Origin of the sequence: Kaistia sp. 32K (assembly GCF_016629525.1) — a bacterium.
Classification (GTDB): Bacteria; Pseudomonadota; Alphaproteobacteria; order Rhizobiales; family Kaistiaceae; genus Kaistia.
Window position 1 is genome coordinate 2,469,367 of the sequence record NZ_AP024269.1, and the last position, 13,661, is coordinate 2,483,027.

General features: G+C 67.3%; 13 protein-coding genes. 3 read left to right on the forward strand and 10 right to left on the reverse strand.

Annotated features, from left to right (window positions below):
- Positions 1–3 precede the first annotated feature (3 nt).
- The 3 genes from K32_RS11195 to ltnD form a co-directional block, all read right to left on the reverse strand.
- The gene (locus K32_RS11195) at positions 4–1,008 is read right to left on the reverse strand and encodes a LacI family DNA-binding transcriptional regulator (RefSeq protein WP_201404076.1); all 1,005 of its coding nucleotides are present in this window, start codon (positions 1,006–1,008) and stop codon (positions 4–6) included.
- 91 nt (positions 1,009–1,099) lie between these two features.
- On the reverse strand, positions 1,100–1,876 hold the full coding sequence (gene otnI / locus K32_RS11200) for a 2-oxo-tetronate isomerase (RefSeq protein ID WP_201404077.1): 777 nt from the start codon (positions 1,874–1,876) through the stop codon (positions 1,100–1,102).
- Positions 1,877–1,883: 7 nt separating this feature from the next.
- Positions 1,884–2,813, reverse strand: coding sequence for an L-threonate dehydrogenase (ltnD, locus tag K32_RS11205; RefSeq protein ID WP_244669939.1), 930 nt, complete (start codon positions 2,811–2,813; stop codon positions 1,884–1,886).
- A gap of 405 nt (positions 2,814–3,218) precedes the next feature.
- Here ltnD and otnK point away from each other — a divergent pair, with 405 nt between their 5' ends.
- A complete protein-coding gene (gene otnK / locus K32_RS11210; RefSeq protein WP_201404079.1) occupies positions 3,219–4,487 on the forward strand; it encodes a 3-oxo-tetronate kinase in 1,269 nt (422 codons plus the stop codon).
- Entirely contained in the window at positions 4,484–5,131 is a 648-nt protein-coding gene (otnC, locus tag K32_RS11215) for a 3-oxo-tetronate 4-phosphate decarboxylase (protein ID WP_201404080.1), read from the forward strand. Before otnK ends, otnC begins: the two co-directional genes overlap by 4 nt.
- A 22-nt stretch (positions 5,132–5,153) precedes the next feature.
- Here the strand turns inward: otnC and K32_RS11220 are convergent, their stop codons facing one another.
- On the reverse strand, positions 5,154–5,657 hold the full coding sequence (locus K32_RS11220; protein ID WP_201404081.1) for a hypothetical protein: 504 nt from the start codon (positions 5,655–5,657) through the stop codon (positions 5,154–5,156).
- 218 nt (positions 5,658–5,875) lie between these two features.
- Between K32_RS11220 and K32_RS25025 the strand changes: the two genes are divergently transcribed.
- Positions 5,876–6,010 carry a hypothetical protein gene (locus tag K32_RS25025; RefSeq protein WP_256434804.1) on the forward strand — a complete coding sequence of 45 codons (135 nt, stop codon included), beginning with the start codon at positions 5,876–5,878 and terminating at the stop codon, positions 6,008–6,010.
- 27 nt (positions 6,011–6,037) lie between these two features.
- Here the strand turns inward: K32_RS25025 and K32_RS11225 are convergent, their stop codons facing one another.
- From K32_RS11225 to K32_RS11250, 6 genes are all read right to left on the reverse strand, one after another.
- Positions 6,038–7,327, reverse strand: a complete 1,290-nt coding sequence (locus tag K32_RS11225; protein WP_201404082.1) for a D-tagatose-bisphosphate aldolase, class II, non-catalytic subunit — start codon at positions 7,325–7,327, stop codon at positions 6,038–6,040.
- Entirely contained in the window at positions 7,324–8,283 is a 960-nt protein-coding gene (locus tag K32_RS11230; protein ID WP_201404083.1) for a sugar kinase, read from the reverse strand. The genes K32_RS11225 and K32_RS11230 overlap by 4 nt, the downstream gene beginning before the upstream one ends.
- 61 nt (positions 8,284–8,344) lie before the next feature.
- Positions 8,345–9,577 (reverse strand): ROK family transcriptional regulator, encoded by a 1,233-nt coding sequence (locus K32_RS11235; protein WP_201404084.1) that lies wholly within the window; start codon positions 9,575–9,577, stop codon positions 8,345–8,347.
- 132 nt (positions 9,578–9,709) lie between these two features.
- The gene (locus tag K32_RS11240; RefSeq protein WP_371813034.1) at positions 9,710–10,729 is read right to left on the reverse strand and encodes a substrate-binding domain-containing protein; all 1,020 of its coding nucleotides are present in this window, start codon (positions 10,727–10,729) and stop codon (positions 9,710–9,712) included.
- Between the two features lie 61 nt (positions 10,730–10,790).
- Positions 10,791–11,774, reverse strand: a complete 984-nt coding sequence (locus K32_RS11245) for an ABC transporter permease (RefSeq protein WP_201404085.1) — start codon at positions 11,772–11,774, stop codon at positions 10,791–10,793.
- A 17-nt stretch (positions 11,775–11,791) separates the two neighbouring features.
- Positions 11,792–13,264: a sugar ABC transporter ATP-binding protein gene (locus K32_RS11250; RefSeq protein WP_244669986.1), complete on the reverse strand. Its 1,473-nt coding sequence runs from the start codon at positions 13,262–13,264 to the stop codon at positions 11,792–11,794.
- Between the last annotated feature and the right edge of the window lie 397 nt (positions 13,265–13,661).

The following is a 13,661-nucleotide window of genomic DNA, read 5'->3' on the forward strand; positions in this document are numbered from 1 at the left end:
GCCTCAGGCCGTCGCGCCCTCGATGATTTCGTAGCCGGTGTCGCGGATGGTCGGCACGCCGGGATGCTCGGGCACTTCCAGGATCATCTCGGCCGCCGTCTTGCCGATCAGGAAGCGATTGGAGCGGATGGTCGAGAGCGGCTGCGGCAGCGCCTGCCCGATATCGAGACCGTTGAAGCCGAACAGGGCGAGATCCTCGCGCAGCCGGATACCGGCGGCGAAGCAATGGAAGACGCCGCCGACCGCCATGTCGTCATTGGAGAAGACGACGGCGTCGAGATCGCGATGTCGGGCGAGCAATTGCCCGAGCAGCTCGCGCCCCGCCATCGTCGAGCTCGGCGCATCGGCGGCGATCTCGCCGACGAGCGACAGCCCGACCTCGGCCAGCCCCTGCCGGAGGCCCTCATAGCGGCGCGCGGCGCGCAGGTCGCGACTGCGGTCATGGCCGACATAGCCGAAGCGCCTATAGCCGCGCCGATAGAGGTGGAGCGCGGTATCGATGCCCGCCTGCCGGTGGGACATGCCGACGGCGATGTCGAGCGGCGTCGCGTCGATATCCATCAGTTCGGCGACGCGCACGCCGGAGCGCTTCAGCATCTCGACCGTATAGGCGGTGTGGTTGAGGCCGGAGAGGATCATCGCGGCGGGCTGCCAGGAGAGCAGCGACGCGACCAGCTGCTCCTCGACATCCTCGTCATAATCCGTGACGCCGACGACCGGCTGATAGCCAGACGAGGCGAGCGAGGCATGGATGCCGCGCAACACGTCCGGGAACACGATGTTCGACAGCGACGGCAGCACGACGCCGATCAGGTTGGAGCCCGACGAGGCGAGCGTGCCGGCGACGCGATTCGGCACGTATCCCATCTCGCGGACGACGGCGAGCACGCGCTCGCGCGTCTTCTCGGCGACCGAGGCCTTGTTGCGCAGCACGCGGGAGACCGTGATTTCGCTCACTTCCGCGCGAAGGGCCACATCGGCCAGCGTGTAGGAATTCTTCACGTTCATGGATGCGCCGCTTCCCGACCCGAGCCGCCCGCCAATGCCGGACATGGCTCAATATCACGGAATCGGCGTCCATGTCGGACCCCGCCAGGCGTCAGCGCAGCGTCGTCTTCTGCATCCAGCCGAGCCCGTCCAACGTCGCGCCGGCGGGGCGGTATTCGCAGCCGACGAAACCGTCATAGCCGAGCGCGTCGAGCCGCTCGAAAATGCGGAAATCGTCGAGCTCGCCGGTGCCCGGCTCGTTGCGGAGCGGCACGGAGGCGATCTGGACGTGGCCGACGATCGGCAGCAAGGCTTCGAGGCCGCGCGTGACGTCGCCGTGCAGGATCTGGCGGTGGTAGATGTCGAACTGCAGCTTGAGATTGGGAAGGCCGAGCTCCGCGATGATCGCCGCCGCCGTGCCGAAATCGTTCATGAAATAGCCCGGCATGTCGCGCCGGTTGATCGGCTCCAGCACGATGTCGATGCCATGCGGCGCGAGAGTCTCGCAGGCGAAGCGAACCGAGTCGCGATAGCGCGCGCCGGCCTCGGCCGAATCGCTCGGCGCCAGGCCCGACATTAGGTGCAGGCGCTTGACGCCCGTCGCCAGCGCATAGTCGAGCGCCTTGGCGACAGAAGCCTGGAACTCCTCCTGTCGGCCGGGCAGGGCCGCGATGCCGCGCTCGCCGGCCGCCCAGTCGCCGGGCGGCAGGTTGAACAGCGCCTGTTCCAGCCCGGCCGCCTTCAGCCGGGCCGCGACGTCGTCCGGCGAAAAATCATAGGGAAACAGGAATTCGACCGCCTTGAAGCCGGCATCGGCGGCGGCGGCGAAGCGATCGAGGAACGACCACTCGTTGAACATCATCGAGAGATTGGCGGCGAAGCGGGGCATTGCGGGGTCAGTCCTTGGTGGGGGAATTCGGCGATCCGGGCAGCTCGATGCCGGCGATCTGCGCATAGAGGCGGGCGACCGAGGCGTCGTCATCCTTGCCCATGCCGGCCGCCGCCGTCATCAGGAACATCTGCAGCGCCGACGAGGCAATCGGCGTCGCGAATTTCTCGCTGCGCGAGATGTCGGCGATGATGCCGAGATCCTTGGTGAAGATCTCGACCGCGCTTCGTGGCGTATAATCGCCTTCGAGCACATGCGGAATGCGGTTTTCGAACATCCAGGAATTGCCGGCCGAGGCGGTGATCACCTCATAGACCCGGTCGATGTCGAGGCCGAGCCGCTTGGCGAAGACGATCGCCTCGGAAGCGGCGGCGATGTGAACACCCGCCAGCAACTGATTGACGATCTTGAAGGAAGCGCCGATGCCGGCCTCGTCGCCGAGCAGGTAGAGCTTGGCCGAAAGCGCGTCGAGAACCGGCCGCGCCCGGTCGAGCGCAGCGGGCGGACCGGAGACGAGCATGGTCAGCGCGCCCTCGGCAGCGCGCACCGCGCCGCCCGAGATCGGGGCGTCGACATAGTGCCGGCCGCTCGCCGCAACGAGCCCCGCGAGGGCGCGCGCCCGCTCCGGCGCCATGGTGGCGCAGGAGACGATGACGGCATCCGGCTTGGCCGAACCGAGCAGGCCGCCCTCGCCGAGCAGCACCTGCTGCGTCTGGTCGGCATTGACGACGACGAGAACGATGATTTCGGCGTCGGCTGCCGCCTCGGCCAGCGATGCGGCGCCGGTCCCGTGTTCGGCGGCGAATTTCTCGACGACCTCCGGCCGGGCGTCATAGCCGGTGACGGGGAAGCCAACCCGCGCCAGCGATTGCGCCATGCCATATCCCATCGAGCCAAGCCCGATGACGGAAACCCGCGGCTTATCCTTCGTCGTCACCCTGACATCCTTTCGGGCCCGGTACGGGCCGTCTCGTCGCCTCGCCGGCATCGTCCGCCTGTCCTGTGGTTCGACATTCCAGACAAAACCGACACAAAAGACGTATGACAGCGCTGTCATCAAACATTGCGAAATCCGCATGACAGCGCTAACAATACCCACTATTGCCGAGACGGCGTGGTGCCCGTCAAGCCTGGGAGGTCGAAAAAATGCCTTGCGCCGCAGCAGGGTCTGAGCCGCCGGCTCCGCGGAACCGGCTGTCGTCCGGACGCCCGGATCGCGGTTTCGCCGTGGCCGCCGCCGCCCCGCTCCCTGCCCTCGACCGCCGGGTCCGGACCGGCCTGCCTTCTTCTCCCCCCGTCCGCGCTCCGTCGCGCGTCTGATTCCACCGCAAGGACCTTCCGCATGCTGCTTGGATGCATCGCCGATGATTTGACCGGCGCGACCGACCTCTCGCTGATGCTCTCCCGCGAGGGACTGCGCACGGTGCAGAGCACCGGCCTGCCCGAGGACGACCTCGACCTCTCCGGCGTCGACGCGCTCGTCATCGCGCTGAAATCGCGCACCATTCCGGCGGCGGACGCCGTCGCGCAGTCGCTCGCGGCGGCCGACTGGCTGCTCGCGCATGGCGCCAGGCGGCTGTTCTTCAAATATTGCTCGACCTTCGATTCGACCGATGAGGGCAATATCGGCCCGGTGGCGGAAGCGCTGCTGAAGCGGCTCGGGGCCGATTTCACCATCGCCTGCCCCGCCTTCCCGGCGACCGGCCGCTCGATCTACCAGGGCCACCTCTTCGTCAACGGCGTGCCGCTCGACGAGAGCTCGATGCGCGACCATCCGCTGACGCCGATGCGCGATTCCGACCTCCGCCGCGTGCTGCAGAGGCAGACGGAGCTCCCCGTCGGCCTCGTCGCCTATGCCGATGTCGACGCCGGCGCGGACGCGATCGCGAGGGCCTTCGCGCGCGAAAAAGCGGCCGGCAAGCGGATCGCCATCGTCGACGCGCTGCAGGACGCGCATCTGCGCGAGATCGGCAAGGCGCTGGTCGATCTGGAGCTGGTCACCGGCGGATCCGGCATCGCCATCGGCATGCCGGCCGCCTATCGCGACGCCGGGTTGATCGACGCGCTGACCCCGCCCGCCACGTCCATCGCCGCGCCAAATGGGCGTGGCGCCATCCTCGCCGGCTCCTGCTCGGCCGCGACGCGCGGCCAAGTCGAGAGGGCACAAGAGGCCGGCCTGCCGACGCTCCGCATCGATCCGCTGGAGATCGCGTCCGGCAAGCTGACGCCGGAGACGGTGATCGACTGGCTCGCCGCCCAGCCGGCCGGGACGACGCCGCTGGTCTATTCGAGCGACGACCCCGACAGCGTCCGCGCCGTGCAGGAGAAGCTCGGTCGCGACAAGGCCGGCGCGCTGGTCGAGGATCTCCTCGCCGCCGTCGCGGCGGCGCTGCCGGAGAAGGGCTTCACCCGCCTGCTCGTCGCCGGCGGCGAGACCTCGGGCGCCGTGGTCAACGCGCTCGGCGTCAAGGCGCTGTCGATTGGCCCCGAAATCGATCCCGGCGTGCCCTGGACGCGGAGCCGCTCCGGCCCGGATGTTGCGCTCGCGCTCAAATCGGGCAATTTCGGTGCGCCCGATTTCTTCCTCAAGGCCTGGAGTTCCCTGCAGTGAGCGCTTCCTCTTCCAGCGAATCCGCGCTTCGCGAGCGCATCTGCAAGTGCGGCGCCTCGATGTTCCAGCGCGGCCTCACCTTCGGCTCGACCGGCAACATCTCGGTCGCCCTGCCGGATGGCGGCTGGCTGATGACGCCGACCAACGCCTCGCTCGGCGATCTCGACCCGGCGCGGATCTCGAAGATCGACGCCAACGGCAATCATGTCGGCGGCGACAAGCCGACCAAGGAAGCGTTCCTGCACCAGGTCATGTATCGCCAGCGACCGACCTGCGAGGCGGTGGTGCATCTGCACTCGACCCATTCGGTCGCCGTCTCCTGCCTGCACCGGATTGACGAGCACGACTGCCTGCCGCCGCTCACCGCCTATTACGTGATGCGGGTCGGCCGGCTGCCGCTGGTGCCCTATCACCCGCCGGGCGACGAGAGCCTGGCCAAGGCAGTCGAGAAGCTCGCCGAGAAGCACCACGCCGTGCTGCTCGCCAATCACGGCCCTGTCGTCGCGGGAAAGAGCCTGGAAGACGCGATGTACGCGACGGAGGAGCTGGAGGAGACCGCCAAGCTCTTCCTGATGCTGCGGGGCGAGGCGACGCGGCCGCTGACGCCGGAGCAGGCCGACGAACTCCGCAAGCGTTTCGGCTGAGGCACTATCGGCGGGGTCGCGCTCAGCCGTTGCCGATGATCTTGCTGGCAAGCAGGATCACGGCATCCCTCGACCCGAAGGCATTCGGGCACTCGCCGGGCTTCGTGACGGAGGCCCGGCCGGGCTGCATCCGCTGCATCAGCTTGTCTGCCTCGCAGGCGATCGAGCTTGCGCCCTCTACGCTTCGGAACGGCGACGGCTTCGGTCTCGGCAGGATGATGATGGTGGCGGCCGAAGCCAGCTTCGGCCGCGGCGACGTCACGGCCAGCGGCGCGCCGTTTCCGATGATCTTGCTCGCGAGAAGCTGGATCTTGCCGACCGCCTCGATGTCGTCCGGCGCGGCCTTGCCGCCCTTGTCCGGCAGGCCGGCCGCATAATAGAGGATCGCGAGGGCGAGATCGCGGTCTGTGACCTTGGCATCCGACTTGATGTATTCGTCGGCGACCAAGTGCATGTCCCTTGCCAGTGAGGGCGCGGCGCTCAGTCCGGTCAGCAAGATGGCGGCGACGACGGCTTTCAGCATCATGATCACCTCCCGAGGAAGACGTCCGGCCGCGCGTCGTGAGGATCCGACCACGCCGGGCAGACCACGTCTCTACTATGACGCGAAACCGCCCCAAGCTGTGGTCACGACATGTTCACGAGCGCGCTAGCTTCGGTTGCAGCCGAAAGCGCCAATGCACCTTGACTTTACGTCACCTGCGGGATGACCTTCGTCACCGGAAGTTGCGGTGGGAGGACAGCATGAAGCTTGTTTTGGCACTTGTCGTGTTCGCGGGCGTTCTGGCCGGCTGCCAGACCAACCAATCCAACTCCGGCGGGCTTTCGGGCTGCACGTCGACCGGCGCCGGCGGCACCACGGACGTCATCTGCCCCTGATCCCGTCGACGCCCCTCGAAGCGCGATCTAGCCGGCCGTCGCGGCCGGCTCGCAGGCGCGCGCGTACAGGGCCAGCACCCGCTCGACGCCGCGCTCGAGGAGCGCTTCGGCGGTTGCAGCGCTCGCGCCGCTCCTTACCGCCTCCGCCTCCTCGGGCAGGAACTGCGCGATCAACGGCTCGGGAATGGTCCGCCCCTTGAGCGTCGCCATCAGCCGCGCCACGGCGCGCTCGGCCTGTTCGTGCGGCCAGTAATAGCGGATGCGGTCGCTATAGCTGTAGTGGCGCAGCACATGCTGCTCGTCCGGCGTGCCCGGATAATAGCGCTGCCAGTTGCCGGGCTCGGAGAGCATCAGCGCTTCCATGGCGTTCGCAAGCGCCCGCCCGCCATAGGCAGCGTCGAGCTCGGAGGCGATCAGGTCGAGGCCATAGAGCGTCTGGCGCAGGGCGAAGGTGAGGCCCGGGCCGACCTTCAGGATCGGGAAGCCGTCGCGCACCAGCGCCGCCAGCGCTTCCTCCGGCTGATAATCGGTCGAATGGGCCTCGAACACGAATTGCGGCTCGTCCTTCAGCACCGCGACGAGCTCGCGCGCCCGCTCCGGCCGGTAGACGACCACGCTCTCATGACCGAACTCGACGCCCGGCTGCACCACCAGCCCGATCACCCGGTCGAAAGCGGCGTCGAGCCCCTGCTCGGCGAAGACCCGCCGGTGCGTGGCGATGGTCTTCTTCGCCGCCGCCGCCGAGGTCGGCGGCACGTCGTCGAGCTCATGCAGCGCGCCGCCCGGCGTCGGTACTTCGGTGCCGATGATGTAGAGCGGCGGTGGCACGCCGGCGTCGCGGGCTGCCGCCTCCGCCACCTTGGCCAGCCGCGCGGCGCGATGCGCCGTCGTCTCGTCGTCGAGCCCTTCCGGCTCGCCGGCGCAGCCCATCGAGGCGTCGAGATGGATCTTCGAGAAGCCGGCGGCGACATAGGCCGCGACCATCGTCTCCGCCTTGGCGAGCGCCTCCTCAGCGGGCTGCGAGCGCCAGGGATTGGGGCCGAGATGGTCACCGCCGAGGATCAATCTCGCCGTGTCGAAGTCGACCTCCGCCGCGATGCCCTCGACGAAGCGGCGGAAATCGGCGGGCCGCATGCCGGTATAGCCGCCCTCGTGGTTGACCTGATTGCAGGTCGCCTCGATCAGCACCGTGGCGCCGCTCTCGCGCCCCTGCCGCAGGGCGGCCCGGATCACTGACGGGTGGGCCGAGCAGACCGAGGTGATGCCGTGCACGCGGCCGGCCTGGTATTCGCGGGCGAGTTGGGCGAGAGGGCTCATCGGGTTTCTCCCACGGGCGTGGCTGCCATGAAGGCGTCGAGTTCGGCGAAGCTGGAGGTGCCCTCCATCGGCCCCTTCACGGTGACGGTGCGCGCGCCGGCCGCGTTGGCGTAGCGGAGCGATTGCTCGACCGACTTGCCGAGGCGGCGGGCGACGAGGAAGGTGGCGCCAAAGCTGTCGCCGGCGCCGGTCGGGTCGATCTCCTCGACGACGAAGCCCGGCACATGGGTCTCGCCATCGCGATCAAAATGGCTGGCGCCGGCCTTGCCGCGCTTCAGCACGATCTCCTGGACGCCGGCGTCGAGCAGGGCGGCGACCGCCCTTCCCTCGTCCGCCTCGCCGGAAAACAGCGCCAGCTCCTCGCCCGATGGAAGAAACAGGTCGGTCGCCTTCAGCACCGCCTCGAACGCCGCCTTGCCGGCGGGGTCGCGCAGCATCTCGACGCGGATGTTCGGATCGAACGACACCGTGCCGCCGCGCGCCTTCAAGGCCGGGATCGCAGCGCTGACCATGGCGTAGACGGCCGGCACCGGCAGGCCGGAGCCCATGACATGCAGATGGCCGGCCTCGGCGAGCACGGCTTCCGCCTCCGGCGTCGCTTTGATGCGGCCGGCGGCGCTGTCGCGCATGTTGAAGACGAAGTCGCGGCCGCCATCCGGCCGGTAGCGGACGAAGGCGCTGCCGGTCGCCGCACCCGGATGGATGGCGACGGCGGAAATGTCGACGCCGTCGCGCTTCAGCCGTTCGAGATTGACCGTGCCGAAATCATCGTCGCCGACGGCGGAGACGATCGCCGCCGGATGACCGAGCTTGCCGACCTGGTCGATGAAGATCGCCGGCGCACCGCTCGGAAACGGCCCGATCAGCGTCTGCGCTTCCAGAAAGCCGTGGCCGAGCGTGGTCGCCATGATCTCGACGAGGATCTCGCCGATGGTGACGATCTTGCCTTCAATCATTCTCAGTTCCCTCCCCGGGCTCGTCCGTTGTCCCGGACGAGGATTGCGACGGCGCGAACCGTCATATCTGAAACAGATGGATCGGCTGCGCGCTCGCATAGATCGCGCTCTCGTCGATCGAGAACATGCGCTGGTGCATGATCAGCGCGCCGCCCAGCGCCGGCCCCTCCAGGCCCAGCCGCGATATCTCGATCTTCGGCATAGGAAACCCTTCGAGGAATTCGCGCCGCATCGCCGCCTCGACCTCTTCCGCCACGAAGCGGAAGAGCTGCGCGACGGAGCCGCCGAGGAGGATCACGCCCGGATTGAGGACGCTCGAGAGCTGGATCAGCCCCATGGCGAGGCCGCCGCCCCATTCCCGGACGGTGCGGATCGCGCTAGCGTCGCCAGCCCCCAGCGCCGCGATCAGCTGGTCGAGGTCGGCGTCGGTGGCCGCGCCATGCGCCCGGTAGCGCGCCAGCACGGCGTCCTTGCCGATGTAGCTTTCGAGATGGCCGGGCTTGGGCCGGCCGGCGGAAAAGCCCTCGCCGCCGACGACGATCTGGCCGAACTCGCCGGCGAAACCCGCCGAGCCGCGAAACAGCCTTCCGCCGATGACGATGCCGCCGCCCGCGCCGTTCTCGATCAGCAGGAAGGCGACGGTCTCGGCGCTGTGCGAGGTGTCGCGATAGGTCTCGGCGATGGCAAACGCATTGGCGTCGTTCTCGATCGAGATCGGCAGCTCGAGACGCGGGAACCGGGCGGCGAGGCGCGCCGTGATCAGGGCCTTAAGGTCGACGTCGCGCCAGCCGATCATCAGGGCGTTGATGACCTTGCCATCGGCGTCGAGCAGCGCCGGCAGCGTCAGGCAGAGCCCGCGGATGCGCGTCGCCTCCGGCAGCGCCTCGATCACCTCGGCGATCATCACCGCGAGTTGGTCGAGGCCCGCCTCCAACGACTGCTGGAAGATCGGGAACGGCCTCGAAATTCGTCGGATCTCCTGCGCGCAGAGATTGATCGCGACGACCGTCAGCCGGTCGACGCCGATTTCGGCGCCAAGAAAAGTCGCGCCGGCCGGGTCGATCTCGATGTTGATGCCGGGACGGCCGGTCTTCGCGGCGCCCTCGCCGCGCCCGCCATCCGGCCGTTCGACGACGAGCGCGTCGGCCATCAGATTGGCGATGATGTTGCCGGTCGTCGAGCGGTTGAGCCCGAGCATCCGCGCGAGATCCGCCCGGCTCATGCCGCCGCTGCGAAAGAGCGCGTTGAGCGCCCGGATTTCGTTCAGGTAGCGGACGGACTGAGGCGTTGCCAAGATCTGGAACTCGTTCTCTAGCGGCTTTTACGCTTTCCCTCAGGCCGGCCGGAGCGGGTCCGAGGAAGAGCAGGGAGGCGGAGGGACCGCCTCCCCTTACGCGGATGCATCCCTGAGATGCAGTCTGCCTGATTACTGCGTCTTGCGCATTTCGAGAAGGGCGTCGACGTTCTCGCCCGTGACCGGAACCCACGGCACGGAATACTTCTGCGACTTGCCGCCTTCCCAGGCGAGCTTGCCGCCATTGACATCCCAGACGGCGGCCTTCGGCTGATAGCCTTCCTGCTTGGCGGCAATGGCGAGATCGATCGCCCCCTGGGCCTGCGCACTCGCATCCTGCAGCGTCGACATCATCTCGCCGCGCTTGACGGCGAGCAGCGCATCGGTGACGCCGTCGACACCGGCAACCGGAATGGTCTTCGGATCGAGGCCATGAGCCTTGATCGCTTCGAGCGCGCCGATTGCGATCTCGTCATTCTCGCCGATGACGCCGTTGATCTGGCCGGCATGCGCCGTCAGCCAGTTCTCCATCAGCGTCATTGCCTCGGCGCGCGACCAGTTGGCGGTCTTCTGCTCGAGAACTTTGATGTCCGGATAGTCCTTCAGCGTCGCCTCGATGCCCTCGAGACGCTGCACCTGCGCCGACTGGCCGATCATGCCTTCGCCGATGACGACATTGCCCTTGCCGCCCATCTTGTCGAACACGGCCTTGGCCAGCATCTTGCCGGCCTCGACGTCGTTCGACGCGATGTAGGCGTTGTAGAGATCGGTGTTGGAGATCAGCGTGTTCGAGCCGATGACGACGACGCCGGCATCCTTGGCGCGCTGTACGGGATCGTTGCCGGCGTCGATATCGACGGGAACAAAGACGATGGCGTCATACTTCTCGCTGATCGCCGTATCGAACTGGTTCGACTGGGTCAGCGCGTCCATGCGGCCGTCGAGGACGGTGAGCTTGACGGAGCCGTCCTTGACCAGCGGATGCTGGTTGGCGGCGTTGGCCCAGAGCACGTTGAACTCGGTGTCGAGGCTCTGCACGATCGCAGCGATCCGGACGGGATCGGCAGCGGCTGCCTGCCCGATCGTCAGGGCCGCCAGGCCGACGCCGGCCAGCATGGCGAGGCCACGGCGGGTAAAGGTGGTAAATGCCATCATGGGTTTCCTCCCTCAGTCATAGCTCTTCGTTCCCGGGCGCCTCTGCGCGCGGATCCCATCAAGGATTCATGTTTCTGGAGCGGTCGATCAGGACGGCGACGACGATGATCGCGCCCTTGATGATCTGCTGGTAGTAGGACGACACCCCCATCAGATCGAGACCGTTCGAGATGACGCCGATGATCAGCGCGCCGATCAGCGTGTAGACGACCGAGCCGACGCCGCCGGTCAGCGACGTGCCGCCGATGACGACCGCCGCGATCGCGTCGAGCTCGTAGCCGAGGCCCGCCTGCGGCAGCGCCGAGGTGGTGCGGGCGGTCAGGATCATGCCGGCGAGACCGGCGAGCGCGCCCATCAGCAGATAGGCCGAGAAAATCACCGTGCGGGTCGGAATGCCGCTCGTCTTGGCGCTCTTCACATTGCCGCCGACGGCATAGATCCAGCGGCCATAGACCGTGTAGCGCAGCGTGATCCACGCGGCGAAGAAGACGATCGCGAAGATGATCACCGGAACCGGGATGCCGGCGATGAAGCCCTGGCCGAGCCAGCGGAAATCCGGCGACAGGTTAGGGATCGGTCGCCCGTTCGAATAGAGCAGCGTCGCGCCGCGCGCCATCGACAGCATGCCGAGCGTGACGACGAAGGCCGGCACCGAGAAGCGGGCGATCAGCGTGCCGTTGACGGCGCCGAACAGCGCGCCGACGCCGACGGCGGCGAAGAAGGCGATCGCCGGATTGTAGGGATCCGCGCCGGTTACAAGGCTGCCGGCGACGACGCCGGTCAACGCCAGCACCGAGCCGATCGAAAGATCGATGCCGCCGGTCAGGATGACGAAGGTCATGCCGATGGCGAGAATGCCGTTGATCGACACCTGCCGCAGCACGTTCATCAGATTGGCCGTCGACAGGAAGTTCGGATGCGCGAAGGAGAGGATCACGAACAGGATAACGAAGGACAGAAGGATGCCGTAGCGCGACAGGAAGCGTCCGAGCGCCTGGCTGCGGGCGCCGGTTGCGGCGGTGGTGGTGAGTTCGGTCGACATGGTGGCGCCTCAGTCGCTCAGCTCGCCAGATGCACGAGCGCCTCTTGGGTCGCCGCGGCGCCCTCGAGTTCGCCCGCGATCCGCCCGCGCCGGAACACCAGGATCCGGTCCGCGTTGGCGAGAATTTCGGGGATTTCGGAAGAGATCATCAGGACCGCGTTCCCGGCCGCCGCGAAGGCGGAAAGGAAGGCATAGACCTCGCGCTTGGCGCCCTCGTCGATGCCACGCGTCGGCTCGTCGCAGATCAGGATCTTCGGGTCGGTCTCGACGCAGCGCGCCAGAACGACCTTCTGCTGATTGCCGCCTGAAAGGCTCTGCACCGGCAGGTCGCGCGAGGCGGTGCGGATGCGGAAGCGGGCGATCTGGGCATCGACATTCGACGCGACCTTCCTGCCGTCGACGAAGCCGAAACGCGAGAACTGGTCGAGCGCCGCCAGAACGACGTTTTCCGACACGCTGGAGGTCAGAACCAGGCCCGTTTCCTTGCGGTCCTCGGTGACGATGGCGATGCCGTTGTCGAGCGCGTCGGACGGCGAGCGGATTTCGACCGGCTTGCCCTCGATGACGACGGAGCCGGCATCCTTCGGCGCATTGCCGTAGAGCGCGTTGGCGAACTCGCTGCGCCCGGCGCCCATCAGGCCGTAGAGGCCGAGGATCTCGCCCTTGGCGACCTGCAGCGAGATATCCTCGAATTGGCCGTGCCGGGTAAACCCGGAGACGGCGATCATCGGCTCGCCGGTGCTGGTGCTCTGGCGGACTTCCTGGTCGCGCAGATCCCGGCCAACGATCAGCGAGATCAGTTGCTGGCGATCGATGTCGGCGAGATCGCCTGCCTCGATGAAGCGGCCGTCGCGGAACACCGTGTAGCTGTCGGCAATGGAAAAGATGTCGGTCAGGCGGTGCGAGACATAGATGATGCCGACGCCTTGGTCCTGCAGCGAGCGGATCGCGGCGAACAGGGTCGCGGCTTCCTTTTCGCCGATCGCCGAGGTCGGTTCATCCATGATCAGGATGTCGCTCTCGCGGCTGATCGCCTTGGCGATCTCGACCAGCTGGATCTTCGCGACGGAAAGCGAGCGCATGGGGACGCGGGCGTCAATGTCGAAGCCGAGGCGGGCGAAGAGAGCGGTCGCATCCGCTTCCATCTTCGCCTTGTCGGCGAACCAGCCCATCCGGCGCGGCTCGCGGCCGAGATAGATGTTCTCGGCCACGGTCATGTCGAGGACCGGGCTCAGTTCCTGCGTGATGATGGCGATGCCGTCGGCGAGCGCCTCGGCGGCCGAGGCGTAGTGGACGACCCTGCCCTTGACGATGACGGTGCCGGCATCGGCGCGATGCAGGCCCATCAGGATGTTGAGGAAGGTCGACTTGCCGGCGCCATTGCCGCCGCAGAGCGCATGCACGCTGCCGCGCCTCAGCCGGATGCGGCCATCGACCAGCGCGGGAACGCCGGCGAACGCCTTGGAAATGCTGGTGGCGGCGAGAAGCAGGTCCGCATCGGCGACGGCGCCCTCGTCGAGGGTCGTCTGCGATGCGGAGGCTGACGGAACAAGGACGTGATGCGCCTGTTCCGGCTTGCTCTCACCAAGGGAGGCAGGCTCGGCCACTACGACGTTTCTCCCGATTGACTGGAGCCCGATCCGCTCCAATTCTTTTTTGTTCGTTGCGACACCAAACATATTGAGACGCATCGGATGAGTCAACCGGATGGGGTCGACATTGCCTTTGGCCGACCGCCCCGGCGGCGGCTTGGAGACGAAGGATTGCGCAAACATTCCCTTGCGGAAGGTTGCGCAGACGTCGCGCGAAAGAACGCGGCGGCAAAGGATGGATGGCGGCCATTTCAGGCGCCATCCATCAAGGTTCGGAACGCCTCCAGGGAGGAGA

Excerpts from the sequence above, each read along its gene's own strand:
- K32_RS11220 (WP_201404081.1), bottom strand. The coding sequence starts at position 5,657 with ATGATGCTGAAAGCCGTCGTCGCCGCCATCTTGCTGACCGGACTGAGC.
- K32_RS25025 (WP_256434804.1), top strand. The coding sequence starts at position 5,876 with ATGAAGCTTGTTTTGGCACTTGTCGTGTTCGCGGGCGTTCTGGCCGGC.
- K32_RS11245 (WP_201404085.1), bottom strand. The coding sequence starts at position 11,774 with ATGTCGACCGAACTCACCACCACCGCCGCAACCGGCGCCCGCAGCCAG.
- K32_RS11240 (WP_371813034.1), bottom strand. The coding sequence starts at position 10,729 with ATGGCATTTACCACCTTTACCCGCCGTGGCCTCGCCATGCTGGCCGGC.
- otnK (WP_201404079.1), top strand. The coding sequence starts at position 3,219 with ATGCTGCTTGGATGCATCGCCGATGATTTGACCGGCGCGACCGACCTC.
- K32_RS11225 (WP_201404082.1), bottom strand. The coding sequence starts at position 7,327 with ATGAGCCCTCTCGCCCAACTCGCCCGCGAATACCAGGCCGGCCGCGTG.
- K32_RS11230 (WP_201404083.1), bottom strand. The coding sequence starts at position 8,283 with ATGATTGAAGGCAAGATCGTCACCATCGGCGAGATCCTCGTCGAGATC.
- K32_RS11195 (WP_201404076.1), bottom strand. The coding sequence starts at position 1,008 with ATGAACGTGAAGAATTCCTACACGCTGGCCGATGTGGCCCTTCGCGCG.
- otnI (WP_201404077.1), bottom strand. The coding sequence starts at position 1,876 with ATGCCCCGCTTCGCCGCCAATCTCTCGATGATGTTCAACGAGTGGTCG.